Annotated in this window: 21 protein-coding genes; 20 read left to right on the top strand and 1 reads right to left on the bottom strand. The window is 71.7% G+C overall.

The annotated features are described in order from the left end of the window. Nucleotides 1-165: 165 nt before the first annotated feature. The 5 genes from pstC (at nt 166) to IXW69_RS06420 (ending at nt 4,808) form a co-directional block, all read left to right on the top strand. Complete coding sequence (gene pstC, locus IXW69_RS06440; protein ID WP_194785534.1) at nt 166-1,170, top strand: phosphate ABC transporter permease subunit PstC; 1,005 nt, start codon at nt 166-168, stop codon at nt 1,168-1,170. Between the two features lies 1 nt (nt 1,171). Continuing rightward, nucleotides 1,172-2,281 (top strand): phosphate ABC transporter permease PstA, encoded by a 1,110-nt coding sequence (pstA, locus tag IXW69_RS06435; RefSeq protein WP_194785533.1) that lies wholly within the window; start codon nt 1,172-1,174, stop codon nt 2,279-2,281. 57 nt (nt 2,282-2,338) lie between these two features. Next, nucleotides 2,339-3,118 (top strand): phosphate ABC transporter ATP-binding protein PstB, encoded by a 780-nt coding sequence (gene pstB, locus IXW69_RS06430; protein WP_194785532.1) that lies wholly within the window; start codon nt 2,339-2,341, stop codon nt 3,116-3,118. A 197-nt stretch (nt 3,119-3,315) separates the two neighbouring features. Further along, nucleotides 3,316-3,708: a PadR family transcriptional regulator gene (locus IXW69_RS06425; protein ID WP_194785531.1), complete on the top strand. Its 393-nt coding sequence runs from the start codon at nt 3,316-3,318 to the stop codon at nt 3,706-3,708. Between the two features lie 68 nt (nt 3,709-3,776). Further along, nucleotides 3,777-4,808, top strand: coding sequence for a hypothetical protein (locus tag IXW69_RS06420; protein ID WP_194785530.1), 1,032 nt, complete (start codon nt 3,777-3,779; stop codon nt 4,806-4,808). A gap of 144 nt (nt 4,809-4,952) precedes the next feature. On the opposite strand, the gene IXW69_RS06415 is transcribed toward IXW69_RS06420, so the two are convergent. Next, entirely contained in the window at nt 4,953-5,825 is an 873-nt protein-coding gene (locus IXW69_RS06415; RefSeq protein ID WP_323745210.1) for a tellurium resistance protein TerC, read from the bottom strand. Nucleotides 5,826-5,910: 85 nt separating this feature from the next. On the opposite strand from IXW69_RS06415, the gene IXW69_RS06410 reads away from it, so the two are divergent. The 15 genes from IXW69_RS06410 (at nt 5,911) to IXW69_RS06340 (ending at nt 24,716) form a co-directional block, all read left to right on the top strand. Further along, nucleotides 5,911-6,582, top strand: coding sequence for a response regulator transcription factor (locus tag IXW69_RS06410; RefSeq protein ID WP_194785529.1), 672 nt, complete (start codon nt 5,911-5,913; stop codon nt 6,580-6,582). Nucleotides 6,583-6,984: 402 nt separating this feature from the next. After that, complete coding sequence (locus tag IXW69_RS06405) at nt 6,985-7,605, top strand: DUF47 domain-containing protein (protein ID WP_323745209.1); 621 nt, start codon at nt 6,985-6,987, stop codon at nt 7,603-7,605. Nucleotides 7,606-7,613: 8 nt separating this feature from the next. Continuing rightward, complete coding sequence (locus IXW69_RS06400) at nt 7,614-8,633, top strand: inorganic phosphate transporter (RefSeq protein WP_194785527.1); 1,020 nt, start codon at nt 7,614-7,616, stop codon at nt 8,631-8,633. 69 nt (nt 8,634-8,702) lie between these two features. Then, on the top strand, nt 8,703-9,443 hold the full coding sequence (locus IXW69_RS06395) for an FABP family protein (RefSeq protein ID WP_194785526.1): 741 nt from the start codon (nt 8,703-8,705) through the stop codon (nt 9,441-9,443). Further along, nucleotides 9,443-10,645 carry a CAF17-like 4Fe-4S cluster assembly/insertion protein YgfZ gene (gene ygfZ, locus IXW69_RS06390; protein WP_194785525.1) on the top strand — a complete coding sequence of 401 codons (1,203 nt, stop codon included), beginning with the start codon at nt 9,443-9,445 and terminating at the stop codon, nt 10,643-10,645. Before IXW69_RS06395 ends, ygfZ begins: the two co-directional genes overlap by 1 nt. A 28-nt stretch (nt 10,646-10,673) precedes the next feature. Next, nucleotides 10,674-11,084, top strand: coding sequence for a DUF2516 family protein (locus IXW69_RS06385; RefSeq protein ID WP_194785524.1), 411 nt, complete (start codon nt 10,674-10,676; stop codon nt 11,082-11,084). Continuing rightward, nucleotides 11,084-11,554 carry a D-aminoacyl-tRNA deacylase gene (gene dtd, locus IXW69_RS06380; protein ID WP_194785523.1) on the top strand — a complete coding sequence of 157 codons (471 nt, stop codon included), beginning with the start codon at nt 11,084-11,086 and terminating at the stop codon, nt 11,552-11,554. Before IXW69_RS06385 ends, dtd begins: the two co-directional genes overlap by 1 nt. Before the next feature lie 315 nt (nt 11,555-11,869). After that, nucleotides 11,870-12,562 (top strand): ATP-binding cassette domain-containing protein, encoded by a 693-nt coding sequence (locus IXW69_RS06375; RefSeq protein WP_194785541.1) that lies wholly within the window; start codon nt 11,870-11,872, stop codon nt 12,560-12,562. 49 nt (nt 12,563-12,611) lie between these two features. Beyond that, nucleotides 12,612-12,800, top strand: a complete 189-nt coding sequence (locus IXW69_RS06370) for a hypothetical protein (protein WP_194785522.1) — start codon at nt 12,612-12,614, stop codon at nt 12,798-12,800. Between the two features lie 576 nt (nt 12,801-13,376). After that, complete coding sequence (locus IXW69_RS06365) at nt 13,377-15,992, top strand: ATP-dependent Clp protease ATP-binding subunit (RefSeq protein WP_194785521.1); 2,616 nt, start codon at nt 13,377-13,379, stop codon at nt 15,990-15,992. Nucleotides 15,993-16,277: 285 nt separating this feature from the next. Further along, nucleotides 16,278-17,690, top strand: a complete 1,413-nt coding sequence (locus IXW69_RS06360; protein ID WP_194785520.1) for an MFS transporter — start codon at nt 16,278-16,280, stop codon at nt 17,688-17,690. 32 nt (nt 17,691-17,722) lie between these two features. Continuing rightward, a complete protein-coding gene (locus IXW69_RS06355; protein WP_067941878.1) occupies nt 17,723-18,178 on the top strand; it encodes a universal stress protein in 456 nt (151 codons plus the stop codon). 380 nt (nt 18,179-18,558) lie between these two features. After that, a complete protein-coding gene (locus IXW69_RS06350) occupies nt 18,559-20,454 on the top strand; it encodes an MFS transporter (protein ID WP_194785519.1) in 1,896 nt (631 codons plus the stop codon). Between the two features lie 371 nt (nt 20,455-20,825). Next, nucleotides 20,826-23,552 carry a pyruvate, phosphate dikinase gene (ppdK, locus tag IXW69_RS06345; protein ID WP_194785518.1) on the top strand — a complete coding sequence of 909 codons (2,727 nt, stop codon included), beginning with the start codon at nt 20,826-20,828 and terminating at the stop codon, nt 23,550-23,552. Between the two features lie 159 nt (nt 23,553-23,711). Beyond that, nucleotides 23,712-24,716, top strand: a complete 1,005-nt coding sequence (locus tag IXW69_RS06340; RefSeq protein WP_194785517.1) for an AAA family ATPase — start codon at nt 23,712-23,714, stop codon at nt 24,714-24,716. Nucleotides 24,717-24,772: the final 56 nt, after the last annotated feature.

The raw sequence follows: 24,772 nt of genomic DNA, 5'->3' as shown, positions 1-24,772 counted from the left end.
GCGACTATTCGCGCGCTTCCCCCCGGCCGGCCCGCCGGCCGCCCCCCCCCCCGGCGCGGGGGGGCCCCGCGCCCGCACGACGTCGGCTCCGCGCTCCCTCATGAGTCCGCGCCGCCCGCGTCCCCACCAGTCACACGTCCCGACACAGGAAGGTCCTCCGAGACCGTGTCCACCACGCAGTCACGCGCCGCCGAGCCCACGAGCGCCGGCCGCAGCTCCGACGAGGGCGCCGCCATCGTCGCGGGCAGGGCCCCCGGGCGAACCGGCAACCGGATCTTCGCCGGGCTCTCCCACGGCGCCGGATGGGTCATCATGCTCATCCTGGCGCTCGTCACCGTCTTCCTCATCCGAGAGGCCGCGCCCGCCTTCGTCGCCTCCGCCTCGGACCTCGACTCCGTGACCTTCATGCAGGGCAAGGGCTTCTGGGCCTACGTCGCGCCGCTGGTCTTCGGCACCGTCCTGTCCTCCTTCATCGCGCTCCTCATCGCCGTGCCCCTGAGCGTCGCGGTGGCCCTGTTCATCTCGCACTTCGCGCCCCGTGCGCTCGCGCAGGGCCTCGGCTACCTCGTCGACCTCCTGGCGGCGATCCCCTCGGTCGTCTTCGGCCTGTGGGGCTTCCTCTGGCTCGTGCCCCTCGTCAGCCCCGTCTACCAGTGGCTCACCGACCACCTCGGCTTCATCCCGCTCTTCGCGGACTACTCCGCCCCGGCGAAGAACGTCCTCACCGCGTCGATCGTCCTGGCCGTCATGATCCTGCCGATCATCACCGCAACGATCCGCGAGGTCTTCCTCCAGACGCCGGCCCTCCACGAGGAGGCGTCCCTGGCGCTGGGCGCCACCCGCTACGAGATGGTCCGCCAGGCCGTCATCCCCTTCGGCCGCTCAGGCATCATCTCCGCCTCCATGCTGGGCCTGGGGCGCGCGCTCGGAGAGACGATGGCCGTCCTCATGATCATGTCCTCCGGGCTCAAGATCAACTTCCACATCCTCGAGGCCGGCCAGCACCAGACGATCGCCGCGAACATCGCCAGCCAGTTCCGCGAGGCGTTCAACATGAGCGTCAACGTCCTCATCGCCACCGGCCTGGTCCTCTTCGTCATCACCTTCGCCGTCAACTCCGTGGCGCGCTGGATCATCGCCCGTCGTTCCGAGTTCTCGGGAGCCAACTGACATGTCCTCCACCAAGACCTCCGACGGGCCCGAGCTCGTCCACGACCCCGCCGACCCCCTGGCGGACCCCGCCCCGAGGATCGAGGGCATCCCGCTCACCGCCACCCGTCTCCCCAGGAGCTTCCTGTGGTGGACGCTCGCCGGCTGCTTCGTCGTCGTCGGCGGACTCGGCCTGGCGCTGGGCTGGAGGCCCGCGGGGATCATCGTCCTCACCGCGATCGCCTGGGCGGTCGTCTCCACCGCCGTCTCGTGGGTCCGCGAGGGCGAGCGCTGGGGGCGCAACACGATGCTCACGGTCCTCGTCTACCTCGCCTTCGCCACCGTCATGGTGCCGCTCGTGTCCCTCGTGTGGATGGTGGTCGTCCACGGCGCCACCCGCTTCGGCCCGGACTTCCTGCTCACCAACATGCGCGGCGCCACCGACGACAACGGCGGCTTCTACCACGGCATCATCGGCACCCTCGAGATCACCGGGATCGCCTCCCTCATCTCCATCCCGCTGGGCATCTTCACCGCTGTCTTCCTCGTCGAGTACGACGGCGGCTGGGTGGCCAAGGCCGTCACCTTCCTCGTCGACGTCATGACGGGCATCCCGTCGATCGTCGCCGGCCTGTTCGCGTACTCGCTGTTCCTCGCGATCGCCGGGCCCCGCTACCAGTCGGGCATCATCGGCGCCGTCGCGCTGAGCGTCCTCATGACCCCGGTCGTCGTCCGCGGCGTCGAGGAGATGCTCAAGCTCGTCCCCAACGAGCTGCGCGAGGCCGCCTACGCCCTGGGCGTGCCGAAGTGGAAGACGATCGTGGGCGTCGTCCTGAGGACGGCCATCGGCGGCATCACGACCTCCGTCATGATCGCCATCGCCCGCGTCATCGGCGAGACGGCCCCGCTGCTCATCACGGTGGGTCTGCCGCTCAAGACGAACTTCGACCCGCTGGACGGCTCCATGGCGACCCTCCCGGTCCTCGTCTACGACCAGTACTCTCGCGGGGACGCGTCCGCCATGGAGCGGGCCTGGGCCGGAGCCCTGACGCTCATCATCATCGTCATGCTCCTCAACCTCCTGGCCCGCCTCATCTCCAAGTACTTCAGCCCGAAGGACGGCAGGCCCTGAACGCGGAACCCCGCGAAGCAGCCGAGCCCCTCACCGCCGCCACCTGAAAGGAACCCCGTGTCCAAGCGCATCGACGTGCGTCACGAGAACATCTACTACGGCGACTTCCTCGCCGTGCAGGACGTCAACGTCACCATCGAGCCCAAGACCGTCACGGCCCTCATCGGCCCGTCGGGCTGCGGCAAGTCCACCTTCCTGCGCACGCTCAATCGCATGCACGAGGTCATCCCCGGTGCGCGGGTCGAGGGCGAGGTCGTCGTCGACGGCGTCAACCTCTACGGCCCCGGCGTCGACGCCGTCCAGGTGCGCCGCGCCATCGGGATGGTCTTCCAGCGGGCCAACCCGTTCCCGACGATGTCCATCGCGGACAACGTCCTCGCGGGCGCCAAGCTCAACAACAAGCGCATGAGGAAGTCCGAGGCCGAGGAGCTCGTCGAGACCTCCCTGCGCGGCGCGAACCTGTGGGACGAGGTCAAGGACCGTCTCGATCGGCCCGGCTCGGGCCTGTCCGGCGGTCAGCAGCAGCGCCTCTGCATTGCCCGCGCCATCGCGGTCAAGCCCTCCGTGCTGCTCATGGACGAGCCCTGCTCCGCGCTCGACCCGATCTCGACGCTCGCCATCGAGGACCTCATCAGCGACCTCAAGACGGACTACACGATCGTCATCGTCACCCACAACATGCAGCAGGCCTCCCGCGTGAGCGACATGACCGGCTTCTTCAACCTCGAGGCGACCGGCAAGCCCGGCAAGCTCGTCGAGTTCGACACGACCGACACGATCTTCTCCAACCCGCACGAGAAGGCCACCGAGGACTACATCTCCGGCCGCTTCGGGTGATCCCGCGGGCGGGTCCCCGTCCCAGCTCCAGCCCGGCCTCGCGCTGTCCCACTCAGTGCCGAGATCGAAGGGTAGGCGCCCAGATCGCACGGCTCTCCGTCGATCTGGGCGCCTACCCTTCGATCTCGGCGCGTGGCGATCACGCCGCACCCTTCGAGTAGGTTGACAACCTGACTAGTCGTGTTGATGATCTAGGCATGGCATCTGACAAGAGTGGTGGCGCCTCGGAGGCTCAGGGCTACCCGAGCACCTGGCTGCGCGGCTTCCTGCCCGCGGCCGTCCTCGCCGTCGTCGCGCGCGGCGAGACCTACGGCTACGCCATCGCCCAGGCCCTCGAGGCGGCCGGCCTCGGGCACGTCAAGGGCGGTGCGCTGTACCCGGTCCTCGCCACGCTCGAGAAGGACGGCCTCATTGAGGCCTCCTGGGCGGCCGGCGACGGCGGACCCGGTCGCAAGATGCTCGCCATCACCCCCGACGGGCTGACCCGCCTCCTCGAGCACCGCGAGCAGTGGGCGGCCTTCACCGGCGCCGTCGGGGGAGTGCTCGGCCCTGCCGCGCCCGCTCGTCACGATGCCGCCGCCCGGCCCTGAACCCTCAGCTGCCTCATGCCCGGACGTCCGGCACGCGCCGGCCGTCCCTGACCGAGAAGGAGACCGCGATGACCTCCCGACCCGACCTCTCAGCCCTGTCGAAGGCTGACCGCGCCTGGCTCGACGCGCTCGGCCTCGAGGTCCTGCGCCGCGACGACGTGTCCGGCGAGACCGGCGGTCGTCTCATGGTCGAGCACCGTGAGGCGGCCCTCGCACTCCGGGCCGACGAGGCCGCTGATGGACGCGCCCCCGAGCCGCTCGATGAGGCCTTCGGGACCCCGGCCTCCGTCGTCGAGGGGCTCGTCGGTGCCCAGCCCGACGACGACGCCGTCGACGCCGAGGAGCGCCAGACCGCCACTGTCCTCGCCCAGTGCTCGGGCGTCGCCGTCCTGGTTGGGATCTACCTCGTGCTCGTCTGGCCGCTCCAGCACGTCGTCGGTGACAACGGCGGCACTTCGGACGCCTTCGGGCTGCCCCAGCTCGTCCTGTTCGGAGGACTCATCGCGGCGGTCGGCGGATTCTGGGCGGCCATCCGCAGCTACGGCTTCGGTGAGCTGCGCACCTCCGGGCTCGGGCTGCTCACCTTCGTCCTCGGCGTCGGGGCCGTCATGGGTGCGCACCTCGTCCCCGGTCCTGAGGGGCCGTGGTGGCTGGCGATGCCGGCGGGCGCCGTTCTCATGGTGGCCGGCTGGCGTCTCGTCGACGCCGGAGAGGCGCCGAGCGTCAGCTCGATGAGCACCGAGCGCTGGTACCGGACGCTGGACCTGCGCCTCGCTGTCGTCCACCTCCTGCCTCGCCGTCAGCGGGAGCTTCTCGCCGCGGAGGCTCGCGAGCTGGCAGGGGAGGACCCGATCGGCGAGCTCGGTCCCGTGGGCGTGTGGGCCCGCCGCGCCGTCGACGCCGACCCGGTCGTAGCGCACACCTCCTATCGCAACCTCGCCGTCGGCTGGTTCGTCATCGCGCTGGTGACCGCCGGTCTCGCCGTCGTGTCACTGGCGGTCGACGCCGGACTCTGGGCCGTCGCAGCCTGGGGTGCCTTCGCCCTCCTGTGCCTGGGTGCCGGGGTCGGCGAGCACCGCCGCGCGTCGTCCTCATCCTGAGGTGGCCCTGCCCCGCCGTGCTCGCGAGATCGAAGGGTAGGCGCCCAGATCGCACGGTTCTCCGTCGATCTGGGCGCCTACCCTTCGAACTCGGCGTCAGAGGAGGGTGTGAGAGGGGAGCGTCAGAGAAGGCGGACGAGAGGGTCAGCCGGCGACGAAGCCGCCCATGAGGCGGGCGATCGCGTAGACGGGGGCTCCTAGCGCCAGGATCGGCACCATCGCGCTCGTGACGGCGGCGCGTCCGCCGGGAACCCAGCGGTGCGTCCACAGCACCCGGTTCGCCGCCGCCATGAGCACGCCCGCCACGAGCCCCACGAGCAGGCAGGCCCCCGCGGACTGCAGGGCCGCCGTCGCCCCCGTGTGCGCGGCGCCGAAGAAGCCGACCAGAGCCAGCACGCCCCCGACGACGGCGGCGACGAGCGCCGGCACCGCCACCGTGAGGGCCTCGAGGATCGTCGCGCGCACCTCGAGCGTCGTGAGCAGCGCTCCGGTGAGCAGGGCGATCGCGCAGGGCACGATGACCGCAGGGTCCGCCGTCCCGGGCGCCAGCGCGCACCAGCCCGCCCCGGAGACGACGACGAGGTTCCCCGTCACCGTCGCGGAGAGGTCCTCGACCAGCTCCCCGCGACCGTCGTGCCGCGTCATCTGCGCGACGAAGGAACCGAGCACGGAGAAGGCCATGACGAGGCCCGCGGCCCCGAAGTCGTGCCGCCACGCCACGACGAGCGCCGCCACCAGGCCCGTGACGGTGACGACCGTCGTCGCCCGCTGGTCGTGACGCGAGCGGACGAGGGCCGGCCAGCCCTGCGCGGTGAGCGGCACGAGGACGACGACGAGGGCGAGTCGCACGGCCACGGGCAGCGGCGCCGTGGCGGCGAGGAGGACGGGGACGAGGCACGCGAAGGCGAGACGGGTCCAGCCGGGATCGGCCAGACCGGACTCAACCGGCTGGTTGCCCCCGCGGCGCGTCCCGTAGTCCACCGCGCTCGGAGCCTGGCTGCTGCCTCTCGTGTCCACGGAGCGCATCGTCGCACATCGGGCCCAGCCGTTTGTGGTGTACTGACACCAGCCCCGCGGGCCGGGGCGGAAGGAGCGAGCCGCCTTGCGCATCATCATGTTCACTCACGAGGCCGACGTCGCCGACGTCCTGCCCTCGGCCTCCTTCCTGGACTCCCACGTCGACTGCCTCGTCCCCACCCCCGCCTCCTACGCGGCCATCGACGACGCCGACGTCGTCATGCTCGACGCGCGCGGCGACCTCATGCGCGCACGCGCCCTGTGCCAGCTCCTCACGGGCCCGATGCACTGCGCCCCGGTCCTCCTCGTGCTCGAGGAGGGCGGAGCTGCCGTCCTCCAGTCGGACTGGGACGCTGCCGACTTCGTCATGGCTGCCGCCAGCCCCGCCGAGCTCTCCGCCCGCCTGCGCCTTCTGCGGCACCGCGCCCCCGCCCCGGAGGCCGAGGGCGAGGACCGCATCGAGGTCGGCGAGCTCATCATCGACGTCACCGCCTACACGGCGCGGATCCGCGGGCAGATCATCGACCTCACCTACAAGGAGTTCGAGCTCCTCAAGTACCTCGCCCTCAACCAGGGCCGCGTCCTCACGCGCGAGGCCCTCCTCGACGAGGTCTGGGGCGAGGACTACATCGGCGGCTCGCGCACGGTCGACGTCCACATCCGTCGCCTGCGGGCCAAGCTCGGCACGGAGCATGACCACCTCATCGGGACGGTCCGCAACGTCGGCTACCGCCTCGACCCGCCAGAGGCCGACTGATCCCCGACGGCCTCTCCGAGGCCCTTCGCTCCTGGAACCACGACGCCGCCGTCCGGCTTCCCGTCTCCGCGGCGGGCGGACGCGTTCGTCCTCGGGCCGGGCCGCCTGTATCCTCGTTCGCGACGTCGGGTCGCGACGGGCCCCGGGCTCCAACTCAAGCCGCCACGAGCGGCACTCGCGCCGACTGGCGCTCTCCGGCCCGACGTCCTTCCTTCCGCCCCGCCCCGAGCACCGCTCGGGGCGGGGCGATCCACGTCCGGGGCCGCGATGTGGTCCCCCAGGACGTGCCCGTACACCCCCGGGCAACCTGTTCACCTTCAACGGTTAACCTGCCGGTCGCCCACCGGACCGCGGGTCCCACCCCGGGACCCCGGTCCCCGCCCCGCGAGCAGAGGAGACAGCGTGCGCCTGCACCCCCGCAACAACGACGCGGAGCTCCTCCACGCCCTCGTCGAGCTCGCCGCCCGCCTCGAGGCGAGCTGCGCCCTCGTCGGCCGCGTCGTCGCCGCCGACCTCAACGACCGCCACCGCCTGCGCGAGCAGCTCCACGCCGTCGAGTCCGAGGCGGACGAGATCCACCACGGCCTCCAGCGCCTCGTTGCGGACACCTTCGTCACCCCCGTCGACCGCGAGGACCTGCGCCGCATCGGCGGGCTCCTCGACGACTGCATCGACCTCGTCGACGAGGCCGGCGACGCCGTCGTCCTCTACCAGGTCGGCGCCCTTCCGCCCTCCTGCACGCGGCAGGTCGAGATCCTCCAGCGCTGCGCCGAGCTCACGGCCGCCGCCGTCCCGTCACTGCGCGCCGCCGCTTCCCTCCGCGAGTACTGGGTCGAGATCAACTCCCTCGAGAACGAGGCGGACCTCGTCTACCGCACCGCCATCGCCGACCTCTTCGCCACGGAGAAGGACGCGATCCGGCTCGTCAAGGTCAAGGAGGTCCTCGAGCGGCTCGAGGCCGCCGCCGACGCCTTCGAGCTCCTCGCCGAGGGCATCGAGCTGCTCGCCATGCGCGAGGGCTGAGGGCCGCCGTGGGCACCTCCCTCCTGACAGGGCTCGTCGTCGTCATCGCCCTGGGCTTCGCCTTCACCAACGGCTTCCACGACGCCGCCAACTCCGTCGCCGCCTCCATCGCCACCCGGGCCGTCACCACCCGCGGCGCTCTCGCCATGGCCGCCGTCCTCAACCTGCTCGGCGCCCTCCTCGGCACGCAGGTGGCCCTCACGGTCGGCTCCGGGATCCTCGACGTCGACGACGTCGTCGGGGTGCGCGGGCTCCTCATCGCCGGCTCCGCGCTGGTCGCCGCCCTCGCCTGGAACCTCGCGACCTGGTGGAGGGGCCTGCCGTCGTCCTCCTCCCAGGCGCTCATCGGCGCGCTCGCGGGCGCCGGCCTCGCCGGGGGAGCCCAGGTGCACTGGGAGCGCCTCCCGCAGGTCGCCGTCACCCCGATGGTCCTCTCACCCGTCATCGGGCTCGTGGCCGCCTGGGTGCTGACCCGCCTCCTGCGCACGTGGCTCGCCGCCCAGCCCTACGGGCGCACCATGACGCGGTTCCGCCTCCTCGAGGCCGTCTCCTCCGCGATGATGGCGCTCGGTCACGGCCTCCAGGACGCGCAGAAGACCATGGGCGTCATCCTCCTCACTCTCGTTGCGGGAGGGTCCACCGGCCTCGCGGCCGCGGGCGCCGTCGACTCGGTGCCGCTGTGGGTGCGACTCGTCTCCGCTCTCGCGCTCGCCGCGGGCACGTGGACGGGCGGCCTGCGGATCATCCGCACCCTCGGTGGGGAGATCGCCCCCATCGACGCCTCCCAGGGCTTCGTCGCCCAGTCGGTGAGCGCCGTCGTCCTCTACGCGGCGGCCTTCGTCGGAGGCGCCCCCGTCTCGACGACCTACACGGCCGCCGCCGCCATCACGGGCGCCGGGCTCGCCCCGCGCGGCCGGCAGGTGAGCTGGGGGACCGTCGGTCGGATCGCCTTCTCCTGGCTCGTCACCCTGCCCGCCGCGGGCGCCGTCGCCGGGCTCCTGTCCTGGGCGGTCACGGCGCTCGTCTGAGCCGAGGGCGAAGCGGGATCGTGCCTCCCGACACGGCGTCGTCGGCGCCAGGACACGTACCCTGCCGCCATGGCTTTCACGCTCCCCGACGACCTGTCTCCCGAGATCTACCCGCTCGCCTGGCTCATCGGCACCTGGCGCGGCTACGGCATCCTCACCTACGGCGAGACGGTGCCCGAGCAGGCCGTCTACCAGGAGATGACCTTCGACCACGACGGCGGCCCCTACGTCCGCCAGACGACGACGATCTGGACCCTGGACGCCACCAAGAGCGAGAACCTCGACTTCGAGATGCCCGGCCTCGAGGGCGCCGAGCGCATCACCCCCGCCCAGGTCTGGTCCACCGAGACCACCTACTGGCGCCCCGTCGGCCAGGAGACCCCCGACTCCGACGACGCCGACACCAAGACCCCCATCACGACCCTCGAGCTCGTCACCAACGACCCCGCCGGCCACGTCGCCGTCTGGGAGGGCTGGATCCAGGGACCGCGCGCCAACGTCTCCACCCAGGCCGTCGGCCGCACCCGCACCTCCGCCGAGCTCACCGAGATGACCCGCATGTTCGGCCTCGTCCGCGGCGACCTCATGTGGACCCAGGACATGGCCGCCTTCGGCGAGAAGGAGCTCAGGACCTACGCCTCGGGCCGCCTGGGCCGCGTCGAGGACCCGAACGACCCCGGGAACGAGCCCGGTGCGGCCCTGCGCGACGCCATCGCCAAGGACGAGGCGCTGCGCGCCGGCGTCGGCTCCGAGCTCGCGAGTGACGACTCTGCCGACGCCGACGACGCCGGCGAGGGGACCGAGGCCTGATGCGCCGCAGCCCCCTGCTCGACCGCGACGGGGCCGCCCCCAACTCCGAGGGCGACGTCGACGCGCCCGTCCCCGCCCACTACGGCAGCCCGCTGCGCGAGCAGAACGCCCTCGAGGCCGGCCGCGCCGTCACCGCGCTCGCCCGCGACGTCGTCGCCGTCACGGGTCCCGACCGGGTGTCCTGGCTCACTACGCTGTCCAGCCAGGTCCTCACGGGCCTGACCCCGGGCGACGGCGGGGCAGAGACCCTGCTGCTGGACGCGCAGGGCCACGTCGACCACGCCATGGCGGCCCTCGACGACGGCGAGCGTCTGCTCCTCGTCACGGAGGCGGGCGATGGCGAGGCCCTCGCCGCCTTTCTCGACTCCATGCGCTTCATGCTGCGCGTCGAGGTCGCCTCCCTGCCCGACGTCGTCGCCCTCGGCGCGATGGGCGACGGGATCGACGCCCTTGAGGCCGCCGCAACGGACGCCGGCGCCCACCTCGGCACCTGGCGCGACCCGTGGCCCGGCGTCACCGACGGTGGCACCAGCTACGACGTCGGCCTGGAGCGCCCCCACCCCGGCACCGGCTACCGCGCCGGGATGGTCCTCGTTCCCGAGGATCACGCCGAGGCCGTCGCCGTCGGCTTCCTGCGCGGCGGCGAGGACCGTCCGGGCGCGTCCCGGTCGCTCGCCGGGTCGCTGGCCTGGGAGGCGCTGCGCGTCGAGGCCGGCCGGCCGCGGTGGGCGCGCGAGGTCGACTCCCGCGTCATCCCGCACGAGCTCGACTGGCTGCGCACCGCCGTCCACGTGACCAAGGGCTGCTACCCCGGGCAGGAGACCATCGCCCGCACGCTCAACCTCGGCCGGCCCCCGCGCCGCCTCACGGTCCTCCAGCTCGACGGCCTGGCCGGCGAGCTGCCCCTGCCGGGCGCCGTCGTCCGCCTCGGGGAGAAGAAGGTCGGGACGGTCACCTCGGTCGTTCGCCACCACGACCTCGGCCCGATGGCCCTCGCCCTCATCAAGCGCAACGTCCCGGCCGACGCAGCCCTCACCGTCGAGGTGACGGAGGACCCCGCGGAGATCGAGGAGGGCGCTGTGCCTGAGGTCCTCGGACGCGTCGACGCCGCCCAGGAGCTCCTCGTGACCCCGGAGGGGCGAGCGACCGCGAGCCCGGCGCAGCGCCCGGGTGAGGGACTCCGCAAGTCGCTTCTCCACTGAGCCGTGGCGCGCCGTTAGGGTGGCCAGCGTGAACGTCCTCGCCACCCTCGCCGTGTACACCCAGCTGCTCGTCCACTGGGCGTACCTCGCGCTGCAGTGGGCGGCGGTCATCGTGGGAGTCCTCGCCTTCGTCGACGTCCTGCGCCGCCCCGCCGACCACTTCGTGGCCGCAGGCAAGCGGACGAAGGGCTTCTGGATGGGCGTCAACGCCGCCGGCTTCATCGCCGTGCTGCTCCTCGGCTCCGGATCGATGCTCGGTCTGCTCGGCTTCGTCGCGAACGCCGTCTACCTCGCGGACGTCCGCCCCGCGCTCGACTACCTCAAGCCGGTGCGGGTGCGCTCGCGCGTGCGCCGCGCGGACGGCTCCAGCCAGACCCGGCCGAACCACCGCGACGGGCGCGGTGGCAGGCCGGGCGGCGACGGCGGCTGGCGGCGCTGATGCGCGCCGTCCTTCAGCGGGTGGTCCGGGCCGCCGTCCGTGTCGACGACGGCGACGGCCGCGGCCCGCAGGTCGTCGGTGAGATCACCCGGCCCGGCCTCCTCGTCCTCGTCGGCGCCACGCACGACGACGGCCCCGAGCAGGTGGCGACGGTCGCCCGGAAGATCGCGGAGCTGCGCCTCTTCGACGGCCCCGCGTCCGAGGGCGAGCGGGGGAACGAGGTGTCCGTCACGGACCTTGGCGCGCCGGTGCTCGTCGTCAGCCAGTTCACGCTCTACGCCGACGTGCGCAAGGGGCGCCGCCCGTCGTGGAACGCGGCCGCGCCCGGGGAGGTGGCTGAGCCCCTCGTGGAGGCGGTGGCCGCGGACCTGCGCTCGCGTGGCCTGGAGGTGGCGACGGGCAGGTTCGGTGCCCACATGCTCATCGACATGGAGGCCGACGGCCCGGTCACGATCCTCGTCGAGGCCTGATCGCGCGCGCCGCGTCGGGCCCGTTGCTCCGCTTTGCACCGACCGCGCCGCTTCGCACCCGCCTCGCTGCTCCGCACCTACCACGCCGCTTCGCACCCTGCGCGCGCCGTCGGTACGTGTCGAAGCCGCGCACAGCGTGCAAACCGGGGCGAAGGGTGCATTGGTGTGCGGGCGGTGCGTGCGGGACGTGACCTCGGAGGGCCCGCCGGGACTCGGGGCCACGATCTGCTGTCCACCGATCGGTGGGCGCCCGAGTGAGCCGTCCGGTCGCTACCGGCGAGCCGTCGCGGCACCGAGGCTGGTGTTGTGAACGACATGACCGCCGCCCCCGCTGTCGAGCTGCGAGGGCTCACCAAGTCCTACGGCCCGAAGCAGGTCCTCACCGGCCTCGACCTCACGGTCGCTCCTGGCATCGTCCTCGCCCTCCTCGGCCCGAACGGCGCAGGCAAGACGACGACCGTCGAGATCCTCCAGGGTCTGCTCCGTCCCGACGCCGGTGAGGTGCGCGTCCTCGGTGAGGAGCCCCGCCGTGCCGGTCGCGCCTGGCGCGCCCGCCTCGGCGTCGTCTCCCAGTCCTCCCACGACCTCGTCGACCTCACGGTGACGGAGGCGGTCGCGTCCTCCGCCCGCTTCTACGTCGAGCCCGCCGACGTCGCCGCCACCATCGCTCGGGTCGGCCTCGCCGATGACGCCCGCACCCGGGCCGGCCGCCTCTCCGGTAGGAGGCGCCGCCGCCTCGGCGGGTGCCTCGCTGAGGACGGAACCGTCACCGAGCTCGCCCGCTCGGCCGGCTCGGAGTGCCTCGTCTCCTGGCTCGAGGGGAGAACGCCTCGCAGCACCAGGACGACCCGCCCGACGGCGCTCGTCGCCGAGCTCACCGACCGGCTCGCGGGAGCTGACGGCGAGGTGCCCGGCCTGGAGGGCCGCCCGCCCAGCCTCGAGGACCACTACCTCGCCCTCGTCGCCGACCACGAGGCGACGGGCCGTCCCCAGGGCGACGCCGCCTGAGCGCTGCCCGAACCGCTCCGTCCCGCCGCGTCACGCTCAGGAGACCACCATGACCGCCCTCTCGCCCGCCGCCCACGACGTCGCCCGCACCGGACGCCGGTCCTCCCACGCCTTGACACCCCGGCCCGGGAGCTCGCTCGCCGCCGTCGCGTCGCTGACGCGCACGAGCCTGATCCAGTTCGTCCGCGAGCCCGTCGGCGTTGACGTCTCGCTCCGCGGTTACGGCATCGACTACTGACGGACGCAGCCGGCGGTATGGAGGTGCCAGCACCGGCTCGAGTCAGCCCGTTTGGCGCGAGTGCGCCTGGTTCTCGGGCTGACTCGCGCCAAACGGGCTGGCTCGGTGTTTCTTACGGCGGCCTCATCGAGCTCGGGCGACCGCTGTGGCCCCATCTGGCGCCTTCTTCGGGGATGCGCACGGCCGCGCGCTCGCACTGGAGGTGCTCGGTGCCGTGGCCCGAGTGAGCCCGCGTCACCATCACTGCTTCGCACCCTGCGCTCCGATTCGCGCCCTGTGCGCGTCGTTGGCACGTATCGACGGGGCGCACAGGGCGCAAGCCGACGCGAGGGGTGCAACGGGGCGCGGGCGGTGGGGGTCCCGACATGCGAAGCGCAGGCAGCACCACCTCAACCCTGAGTCTCCTCGACTCAACCCGCCTCCACGCCCACTGCGAACAGTGGCATGCCGCCCCCACCCCCGCGGTTAGCCTTACCAGCACGTGCCAGCGCCCTGTCTCCGGCGGCTCTCCGAGCCTCCCCGCGCGAGACCGCCGGGCGCGACCACCCGAAAGCACGTGCCGAGGAGAAACCAGCGATGTTCGAACGCTTTACCGACCGCGCCCGCCGCGTCGTCGTCCTGGCCCAGGACGAGGCCCGAGCGCTCAACCACAACTACATCGGCACGGAGCACCTCCTCCTCGGCCTCATCCACGAGGGCGAGGGAGTCGCCGCCAAGGCCCTGGAGTCGATGGACATCTCCCTGGACGCCGTGCGCGCCCAGGTCGTCGAGATCATCGGCGAGGGCCAGTCCGCCCCCTCCGGCCACATCCCCTTCACGCCGCGCGCCAAGAAGGTCCTCGAGCTCTCCCTGCGCGAGGCCCTCCAGCTCGGCCACAACTACATCGGCACCGAGCACATCCTGCTCGGCCTCCTGCGCGAGGGCGAGGGCGTCGCCGCCCAGGTCCTCACCAAGCTCGGCGCGGACCTGTCCACGGTCCGCCAGACCGTCATGCAGATGCTCTCCGGCTACGAGGGCAAGGAGACCGTCAACGCTGGCGGCCCCGCCTCCAAGGAGGGCACCCCCTCCGGCTCCGCGATCCTCGACCAGTTCGGTCGCAACCTCACCGCCGCCGCGCGCGAGGGCAAGCTGGACCCGGTCATCGGCCGCCACAAGGAGATGGAGAGGGTCATGCAGGTCCTCTCCCGGCGCACCAAGAACAACCCCGTCCTCATCGGCGAGCCCGGCGTCGGCAAGACCGCCGTCGTCGAGGGCCTCGCCCAGGCGATCGTCCACGGCGACGTCCCCGAGACCCTGCGCGACAAGCAGCTCTACTCCCTCGACATGGGCTCCCTCGTCGCCGGCTCCCGCTACCGCGGCGACTTCGAGGAGCGCCTCAAGAAGGTCCTCAAGGAGGTGCGCACGCGCGGCGACATCGTCCTGTTCATCGACGAGATCCACACGCTCGTGGGTGCCGGCGCCGCCGAGGGCGCCGTCGACGCCGCCAGCATCCTCAAGCCGATGCTGGCCCGCGGCGAGCTCCAGACGATCGGTGCCACCACTCTCGAGGAGTACCGCAAGATCGAGAAGGACGCGGCCCTCGAGCGCCGCTTCCAACCCGTCACCGTCGAGCAGCCCTCCATCGAGGAGACCATGGGGATCCTCGCCGGCCTGCGCGACCGCTACGAGGCCTTCCACCGCGTCGTCATCACCGACGACGCCATCGAGGCCGCGGCCAAGCTCTCCGACCGCTACATCAACGACCGCTACCTGCCGGACAAGGCGATCGACCTCATCGACGAGGCGGGCGCGCGCCTGCGCATCCGCCGCATGACCGCCCCCCAGGAGCTCCGCGACATCGACGAGAAGATCGCCGACGTCAAGCGCGAGAAGGAGTCGGCGATCGACGACCAGGACTTCGAGCGCGCCGCGGCCCTCCGCGACGACGAGCGCCGCCTCACCGAGGAGCGCTCCGAGAAGGAGAAGGCCTGGAAGTCCGGCGACCTCGACCAGGTCGCCGAGGTCGACGAGAACCTCGTCGCCGAGGTCCTCGCCATGTCCACAGGGATCCCCGTGGTCAAGCTGACCGAGGCCGAGTCCGCCAAGCTCATGAACATGGAGGCCGAGCTCCACAAGCGCGTCATCGGCCAGAACAAGGCGATCGAGGCCCTGTCGAAGTCGATCCGACGCACCCGCGCCGGCCTCAAGGACCCCAAGCGCCCCGGCGGCTCCTTCATCTTCGCCGGCCCCACCGGCGTCGGCAAGACCGAGCTGGCCAAGGCCCTCGCCGAGTTCCTCTTCGACGACGAGGACGCCCTCATTCAGCTCGACATGTCCGAGTTCGCCGAGAAGCACACCGTCTCGCGCCTCTTCGGCGCCCCTCCGGGCTACGTCGGCTACGACGAGGGCGGCCAGCTCACCGAGAAGGTCCGCCGTCGTCCCTTCAGCGTCGTCCTCTTCGACGAGGTGGAGAAGGCCCACCCGGACATCTTCAACTCGCTCCTCCAGATCCTGGAGGACGGGCACCTCACCGACTCCCAGGGCCGACTCGTCGACTTCAAGAACACCGTCATCATCATGACGACGAACCTCGGCTCGAAGGACATCGGCAAGGCCGTGGCCACGGGCTTCCAGTCCACCGAGGGCGGCACGATGGACTACGAGGAGATGAAGTCGCACGTCAACCGCGAGCTCAAGCAGCAGTTCCGTCCCGAGTTCCTCAACCGCGTCGACGACCTCATCGTCTTCCCGCAGCTGACGAAGGAGGAGGTGCGCGAGATCGTCGACCTCATGGTCGCCCGCCTCGACAAGCGCCTCGCCGAGCAGGAGATGACGATCGAGCTCACCGACGCCGCCAAGGAGCTCCTGGCCGAGCGCGGCTTCGACCCGGTCCTCGGCGCGCGCCCGCTGCGTCGCGCCATCCAGCGCGACATCGAGGACGCATTGAGCGAGAAGATCCTCTTCGGCGAGATCGAGCGCGGCCAGAAGGTCGTCGTCGACGCCGAGGGTGAGGGCATCCTCGGGGAGTTCACCTTCCGCGGCGAGCCCTGGGACCCGAAGGTCGGCTCCGACCCGCTCGAGGACGAGGCGCCCGAGATCGACGGCCTCGGTGTCGCCCCGGTCTCCGGGACCGAGGACGCCACCTCGCCGACGACTCCTGTCGCCCCGACGACGCCGGTCACGTCCGACGGCGCCGCACCGCAGGAGGGCTGACGACGTCCTGACGCCGCGCCATCGACGGGGCCTCGGTCGGCCGACGGCGCAGCACCGCTCACGGAGGGCGGGCACCCCACTGGGTGCCCGCCCTCCGCCGGTGCTCAGGGCCGGGTCGCTCCACAGGCCGCACGCGTGCCGCACGGTGCTCGTTTCGGGAGCGCGACGACGCCGAGAGGCGTACGGTGCGTGAACGGCGTTTCCGGCAGCGTGACGATCTCGGCCCCACCGCCGCCCTCGTCCGGCTGCCGACGCCCCCACCCGTTCCCGTCCCAAGGACCCCTCATGGCGCAGCAGACGCAGAGCGGAGTCGTCGACACCGCCCACAAGCCCCTCATGAGCACGACGCAGATCCTGCTCATGAACCTCGGATTCTTCGGGATCCAGTACTCCTTCGGCATGCAGCAGAACGCGATGTCGCCGATCTACCAGTTCCTCGGGGCGTCCCCGGACGAGCTGCCGATCCTCAACCTCGCCGGCCCCGTCACGGGTCTGCTCATCCAGCCCATCATCGGTGCGCTCTCCGACCGCACCTGGTCCCCGAAGTGGGGGCGCCGCAAGCCCTTCTTCATCATCGGCGCCATCGGCTGCTCGGTCTTCCTCTTCCTCATGCCCTTCGTGACGGCCGTCTGGATGGCGGCGCTGTGCCTGTGGCTGCTGGACGCCAGCAATAACACGGCCATGGAGCCCTACCGCGCCTTCATCGCCGACCGCCTCCCCCAGAACCAGCTCGCCAAGGGCTTCCTCGTCCAGTCCCTCTTCTGCGGCGCGGGCTCGGCCCTCGCCGCCGGGACGCTCTCCGTCCTCGAGACCACCCTCAAGGGCGCGACCGCCGCGGGCATCCCCTACTGGATCTTCGGCGCCTTCATGGTCGGCTCGGTCTGCTCGATCGCCACGGTCCTCGTCTCGGTCCTGTCCACCAAGGAGCTCCCGCCGACGGAGCACGAGCTGGCCGAGCTCGAGCGCAAGAAGAAGGAGGAGGGGCCCTTCGGCTTCGTCCAGGACATCGTCGTCGCCATCACGGAGATGCCGCGAGGCCTCAAGAAGCTGGCCTGCGTCTACTTCTTCCAGTGGTACGCGATGAACGTCTTCTGGCAGTACCTGGGCCTCATGGTCGCCGTGAAGTACTTCGGCGTCGACATCACGAAGTCCGGCTACGCCTCCACCGAGGCCTTCTCGCACGCCTCCGGCTTCGCGACCGGCCTCATGGTCGCCTACTACCTGTCCTGCACCGTCGTGGCGCTCTTCCTGGCTCGCGCCTCCGCGGCGATCGGCCCGAAGCACGTCCACACGATCTCGCTGCTCATCGCCGCCGTCAGCTTCTACCTGCTCACCCACCTGGGGTCGGTAGGCCACACGACGATCCTCTACCTGCCGATGATCGGCATCGGCATCGCCTGGGCCTCCATCAACGGCATCCCCTACGTCATGGCCACCGAGATGATCCGCCACGAGCGCCAGGGCGTCTACATGGGCGTGCTCAACATGATGATCGTCATCCCGATGCTCATCCAGACCTTCACCTTCGGCTGGGTCTACGACCACCTCCTCGGCGCCAGCCCGGTCGACGCGCTGCTGTTCGCCGGGGCCTTCCTCGGCGTCGCCGGCCTGCTCATCCAGTGGATCAACGTCGAGAAGGACGCCGATCCGCTGGCCCGCGCCGGCGTCGTCGAGACGACCCCGACGACCGTCGCCTGACCCGGCCCCGACACGAACCAGGAGGATCCCCCATGTCCTACTCGACCATCGTCGCCGGGGTCGCGGACCTCGACGCCGACACCACCGTCCTCGAGCGCGCCTGCGCCGAGGCCGTCGCCCACGACGCGACCCTGCTGCTCGTCGCCGGCTTCGACCCGGTCAGCGCCCGTGACCGCGCCCGCACCGCCACCGAGGCGGGGCCCGAGCTGCGCTTCCACGAGACCACCCTGAGCGAGACCGAGGCCTACGACGTCGTTGAGCGGGCCCGTGAGCGGGCCGCCGCGGCCGGTGTCGCGGTGGTCCAGGGCGTCGTCGTCGAGGGGCGGGCCGTCCCGGCCCTCACCCTCGTCGCACTCGAGTCCCAGGCCGACCTCATCGTCGTCGGCTCGCAGGGCTCCACCACCTTCACCGGCCGCCTCTTCGGCGCCGCGAGCATCCAGGTGCTGCGCAAGTCCCACTGCGACGTGCTCGTCGTCCAGCAGGCCTGAGGAGCCGCACCGCATCCTCTGAGACCCGCGTCACGACGCCGTTCCGAGCTCGTGAGCCCGCTCCCGGGCTCCTCGGGACGGCGTTCGTGCGCGCGGCGGGGGAGTCGTCGCACGTCACGATCGGTTCACGGCGGGCGTGACCGCAGCCACGTGGATGACGCGTCTCATATTCTCTGTTATGGTCCCGCACGATTCGGAGTCATGCCGTATCGCTCAGTGCCCCACCCAGCGCACGCGGTGAGCGAGGCGGCCCCCCTCCCTCACGATCCCGAGCCACTGCTCCCGACCGTCCGGCTGGCCGGGCCCTCCGCGGCGCCGCACCGGCGGCGCCGGTGACCGAGCGACCCTGGTAAGACGGGTCGCGTGAGGAACGGAATCGAATGGACAGCACGTCCACCCCCTCGAGCAAGCCTCCCGTCCAGAAGGTCGACGTCAACGCCGAGAAGCATGCCCGCAAGGCGCAGGAGAAGGCGGACCGCACGGGCAAGGCCCGCGCCGCCAAGGCCGCGCAGAGGGCTGAGCGCGAGCGCCGCCGCCTGGCCAACATGCGCCGCCGCCGGCGCCTGCGCACCGACGACGTCACCGTCGTCGAGGAGTCCGCGCTCCGCAAGGCCATCCTCGGCGCCGTCGTCGGCAACATCATGGAGTGGTACGACGTCGGCGTCTACGGCTACGTCTCCGTCCTCATCGGCCAGGCCTTCCTCCCGAACGCCACCGACGCGGCCCAGAACCTCTTCTCCCTCGGCGTCTTCGCCGTGACCTTCGTGGCCCGCCCGCTCGGCGGCGTCATCCTGGGATCCCTCGGCGACCGCATGGGCCGCAAGGAGATCCTCGCCTTCACCCTCACGATGATGGCCCTCGCCACCACCGGTGTCGGCCTGCTGCCGCCCGCCAGCGCGATCGGCGTCGCCGCGCCGATCCTCCTCATCTGCCTCAAGCTCATCCAGGGCTTCTCCACCGGCGGCGAGTACGCCGGCGCGACCACCTTCGTCACCGAGTACTCCCCGGACAAGAAGCGCGGGTTCTACGCCGCCCTCCTCGACTGGGGCTCGTACATGGGCTACGCCCTCGGCGCGGGCTTCGTCACCATCCTCATGGTGACCCTGCCCGACGACACGATGGCCACCTGGGGCTGGCGCTTCCCCTTCTACCTCGCGCTCCCCATGGGCGCCATCGCCCTCTACATCCGTACCCACATCGAGGACACCCCGGCCTTCCAGGGCGCTCAGGCGGACGAGTCCGAGGACGTCGACCTCGCGGCCGCGGAGACCGACGTCATGAAGCCCGAGGAGGGCCCGCTGCCCTTCCCGCAGATGGTCCGGACCTACTGGCGCGAGCTCGGCACCGCGATCATCCTCGTCGCGGGCGCCAACACCGTCGGCTACGCCCTCACCGCGTACATCCCGACCTACCTCACCTCGACCCTCGGCTACGACGCCGTCCACGGCACCCTGCTCTCGCTGCCCGTCCTCATCGTCGTCGCCTTCCTCATCCCGACCATCGGCCTCCTCGCCGACCACGTCGGTCACAAGCCGGTCCTCTGGTCCGCGGCGATCGCCACGATCGTCCTCACCGTCCCGGCCTTCCTGCTCATGCAGCACGGCCAGATGTGGTCCACCTTCGTCGGCCTCGCGCTCCTCGCGTACCCGACCGCCGCCTACGTCGGCAACCTCGCCGCCACGCTGCCCGCCATCTTCCCGACGGCGCACCGCTACTCCGGCATGGGCATCGCCTACAACATCGCCGTCGCCCTCTTCGGCGGTACCGCGGCCTTCATCATGGAGGCCATCTCCACGGCGACCCACTCCGCGACGACGCCCGCCTACTGGATCATCTTCACCTCCCTGCTCGCCTTCTTCGCGATCTTCCGTCTCAAGGAGACCGCCCGCCGCCCGCTGCCCGGCTCGATGCCGGCCGTGGCGACCGAGGAGGAGGCCGCTGAGCTCGTCGAGACCCAGGAGGACAACCCCGACCTCGACGTCAAGGAGATGTTCGCGTCCGCCCCGACCCACCTGGTCGACCAGGAGCCGTCCGTCGCCGAGGCGGAGGCCGAGGTCGAGGTCGCCCTCGCGGCGGAGGAGAAGGCACGCGCCCGCCTGCGGCGCGCGGAGTCCGCGAGCGCCGCGGCGCGCCGCGCGGTCGTCGCCGCCCGCGAGCGCGAGACGGGCCAGGTGCAGGCCGAGCTCGTCGACGACGGGCAGGCTGCGACCGCCCTCCGCGAGGATGGTCCGCACTCCATCGCCGACCTCGGCGAGGAGCCCTCGCTTCCCGAGTGAGCACGCGACGGCTCGAGCCCGCGTCGAGCCGTCAACGGGGCGCCGGACGGTCTCCCCTCCGACGGCCCCGAGGAGGAGGTCGACGTCGTCAGCGTCATGGAGTCGACCCGCTCGTACTTCAAGGGCGGCGTCTCGGCCGTCGTCCTGGACGACCGTCGCGGCGCGACGGTGACGCTGCCGTGCGGCTCGCAGAACGGGACGCAGATGTCCGATCTTCGGCGCCATGGCGCGGTTAGGACGAGGGTCCCACGTCCCGGTGAGACGGATCACCCAGGTGGTTGGTGTGGTTTGGGTCCTAGACGACCGTCACAGTAGTGTGGGCCTCGACAACACACACCCCTTGAGTCACAAGGAATGCGAAAGAGGCGACGATGCCCAAGTACGTGTACCGCTTCAGTGAGGGCGACAAGGACCAGAAGGACCTCCTCGGCGGCAAGGGAGCGAACCTCGCCGAGATGACCCGCCTGGGTCTCCCGGTTCCCCCCGGCTTCACCATCACCACCGACGCCTGCCGGGCCTACCTCCACGACGGCGAGGTCCCCGACGAGCTCGCCCCCCAGGTCACCACCGCCCTGCGCGAGGTCGAGGAGGAGCTCGGCCGCGAGCTCGGCGCCGCCGAGGACCCGCTCCTCGTGTCCGTGCGCTCCGGCGCCAAGTTCTCCATGCCCGGCATGATGGAGACCGTCCTCAACATCGGCCTCAACGACGAGTCGGTCGAGGGCCTCGCGGCCGCCGCCTCCGACGAGCGCTTCGCCTGGGACTCCTACCGCCGCCTCATCCAGATGTTCGGCAAGACCGTCCTCGACATCGACGGCGAGCACTTCTCCCGCGCCCTCGACGCCAAGAAGGCCGACCGCGGCGTCAGCCTCGACTACGAGCTGGACGTCGACGCCCTCAAGGAGCTCGTCGCCGAGTACAAGACGGTCGTCCTCGAGCAGGCCGGCCTCGACTTCCCCCAGGACCCGCGCGTCCAGCTCGACATGGCCACCGAGGCCGTCTTCCGCTCCTGGAACACCGAGCGCGCCCACATCTACCGTCGCCGCGAGAAGATCCCGCACGACCTCGGCACCGCCGTCAACGTCTGCACCATGGTCTTCGGCAACATGGGCGACACCTCCGGCACCGGCGTGTGCTTCACCCGCGACCCCTCCACCGGCCGCTCCGGCGTCTACGGCGACTACCTCATCAACGCCCAGGGCGAGGACGTCGTGGCCGGCATCCGCAACACCCTCACGCTCGCGGACCTCAAGAACATCGACCGTCAGAGCTACGACGACCTGCGCGCCGCCATGCGCAAGCTCGAGACCCACTACCGGGACCTCTGCGACATCGAGTTCACCATCGAGCGCGGCAAGCTCTGGCTCCTCCAGACCCGCGTCGGCAAGCGCACCGCCGCCGCCGCCTTCCGCGTCGCCACCCAGCTGGTCGACGAGAAGCTCATCACGATGGACGAGGCCCTCACCCGCGTCACCGGTGACCAGCTCACCCAGCTGATGTTCCCGCAGTTCGAGGCCTCCGCCGACAAGGAGCTCCTCACCAACGCCAACCCGGCCTCCCCGGGCGCCGCCGTCGGCCACATCGCCTTCGACAACGCCGAGGCCGTCGAGCGCGCCGAGGCCGGCGAGTCCGTCATCCTCGTGCGTCGCGAGACCAACCCCGATGACCTGCCCGGCATGGTCGCGGCCGCCGGCGTCCTCACCGCCCGCGGCGGCAAGACCTCCCACGCGGCCGTCGTCGCGCGCGGCATGGGCAAGACCTGCGTCTGCGGCGCCGACCAGCTCGAGGTCGACGCCGAGGCCAAGACCGTCCGCGTCCTGGGCCGCGAGGACGAGCTCGTCCTCACCAGCGAGGACGTCATCGCCATCGACGGCCAGACCGGTGAGGTCTTCCTCGGCGACGTCGCCGTCTCCGACTCTCCCGTCATGACGTACCTGCGCCGCGGCCTCGAGGAGGCCCTCGACCGCGCCGGCGACGTCGACACCCGCGAGCTCGTCACCTCCGTGGACCGCCTCATGCGCCACGCCGACAAGGTCCGCCGCCTCGGCGTGCGCGCCAACGCGGACACCCCCGACGACGCTCGCCACGCGATCCACCGCGGCGCCGAGGGCGTCGGCCTGTGCCGTACCGAGCACATGTTCCTCGGTGAGCGCAAGCAGTTCGTCCAGAACCTCATCCTCGCCGAGAGCGACGAGGAGCGCGAGCACGCGCTCGCGGCCCTCCTGCCGCTGCAGAAGGGCGACTTCGTCCAGATGTTCGAGACGATGAACGGCAAGCCCATGGTGGTCCGCCTCATCGACCCGCCGCTGCACGAGTTCCTCCCCGACCTCACCGAGATGAGCGTCAAGGTGGCCGTCGACCGCGCCAACGGCGTGCTCGACCCCGCTGACGAGCAGCTGCTCTCCGTCGTCCGCCGCAACCACGAGGCCAACCCGATGCTGGGCCTGCGAGGCGTCCGCCTCCTGCTCACGATGCCCGGCCTCATCGAGCTGCAGGTCCGCGCCATCGCCGAGGCCGCCGTCGAGCGCCTCAAGGCCGGCGGCGACCCGCACCCGGAGATCATGATCCCGCTCGTCGGCTCCGTCCGTGAGCTCCAGATCGCTCGTGAGCGCGCCGAGGCCGTCCTCACCGAGGTCTCCGGCAAGTCCGGCTACAAGCTCGACTTCCCGATCGGCTGCATGATCGAGCTGCCGCGCGCCGCCGTCTCCGCGGACACCATCGCCGAGGAGGCCGACTTCTTCTCCTACGGCACGAACGACCTCACGCAGACCACGTGGGGCTTCTCCCGCGACGACGTCGAGGGGGCGTTCTTCAAGGAGTACCTCGAGGAGGGCGTCTTCGGCGTGTCCCCATTCGAGACCATCGACACCCGAGGCGTCGGCCGCATGGTCGAGCTCGGCGTCGAGCGCGGTCGCAAGACCAAACCCGGCCTCAAGATGGGCGTCTGCGGCGAGCACGGCGGTGACCCGGAGTCCATCGACTTCTTCCACCAGGTCGGGCTCAACTACGTGTCCTGCTCCCCGTTCCGCGTCCCGGTCGCCCGCCTCGAGGCCGGCCGCGCCGCCGTCTTCTTCCCCGAGGAGAAGAACGACGAGGAGTGACGAGCACGACGCCGCTCGGCTGAGGCCCGCGGGCGCCCGCCGCCCGCGCTGAGCCGAGCACCGCGACCCGCACCGGTTCCCGGTTCCTCCTAGGAGGGGCCGGGAACCGGTCGCGTCCGGGGCGCCAGGACGTCGTGGGCCCGTGCCAGAATCACGACCATGAGCCCCGCCGTCCCCGCCGCCTCGAGCGGCTCCGCCGCAGACCCCGCCGGGCCCCGGGCCGCCGTGGAGCTGGGGCGCGCCCTCACCGAGCAGGTGGGGCGCGTCGTCGTCGGGAAGCCGGAGGCGGTCCGGACCGCCGTCGCCACCTTCCTCGCGCGCGGGCACCTTCTCGTCGAGGACGTACCCGGCGTCGGCAAGACGACCCTCGCCCTCGCCCTGGCCCGCAGCCTCGACCTCGCCGTCAACAGGATCCAGCTCACCGCGGACCTCCTCCCGGCCGACGTCACCGGCGTCAGCGTCTACGACCAGACCACCCGCGAGTTCCGCTTCCACCCCGGCCCGGTCTTCGCCGGCGTCGTCATCGCCGACGAGATCAACCGCGCCACCCCGCGCACACAGTCCGCCCTCCTCGAGGCCATGGGGGAGGGGCACGTGAGCGTCGAGGGGCGCACGTTGCCCCTGCCCGACCCCTTCCTCGTCCTCGCCACCCAGAACCCCCTCGACATGGAGGGCACCTACCGCCTCCCCGAGGCGCAGCGCGACCGCTTCATGACCCGCCTCGCGCTCGGCTACCCGGACGCCGAGGCCGAGGCCTCCATGCTCCTGGACCGAGCCGACTCCGACCCCCTCGAGGACCTGCGGCCCGTCGCGGGAGAGACCGAGGCCAGGCGGGCCCGTCACGAGGTCGCCCGCCTGCGCGTGCCCGAGGAGACCGCGCGCTACACGGTCGCCCTCGTCGCCGCCACGCGGTCCACCGACGAGCTCTTGCTCGGTGCCAGCCCCCGCGCGGGGCTCCAGCTCCTCGCCCTCGCCCGCGCCGTCGCCGCGATGGACGGACGCGCCTTCGTCAGCCCGGACGACGTCGCCCGCTGCGTCCCGCCCGTCCTCACGCACCGCGTGCTCCCCGCCGGGCGGTGGGCGAGCGCCGCCGCGGCCCACGAGGCCGCAGCCGTCGCCCTCGAGCGCGTCGTCGCCACGACCGGGGTCCCGGGACGGCGGTGAGCGGGGCGGATCCGCTCCCGGCCCGTCCGACCCGGCGGCGAGCCCGTGGAGGAGCG

This window comes from Actinomyces haliotis, assembly GCF_015355765.1.
Classification (GTDB): Bacteria; Actinomycetota; Actinomycetes; order Actinomycetales; family Actinomycetaceae; genus Actinomyces; species Actinomyces haliotis.
The sequence above is the reverse complement of the archived record's forward strand: the minus strand, read 5'-3'. Positions and strand labels throughout refer to the sequence as shown.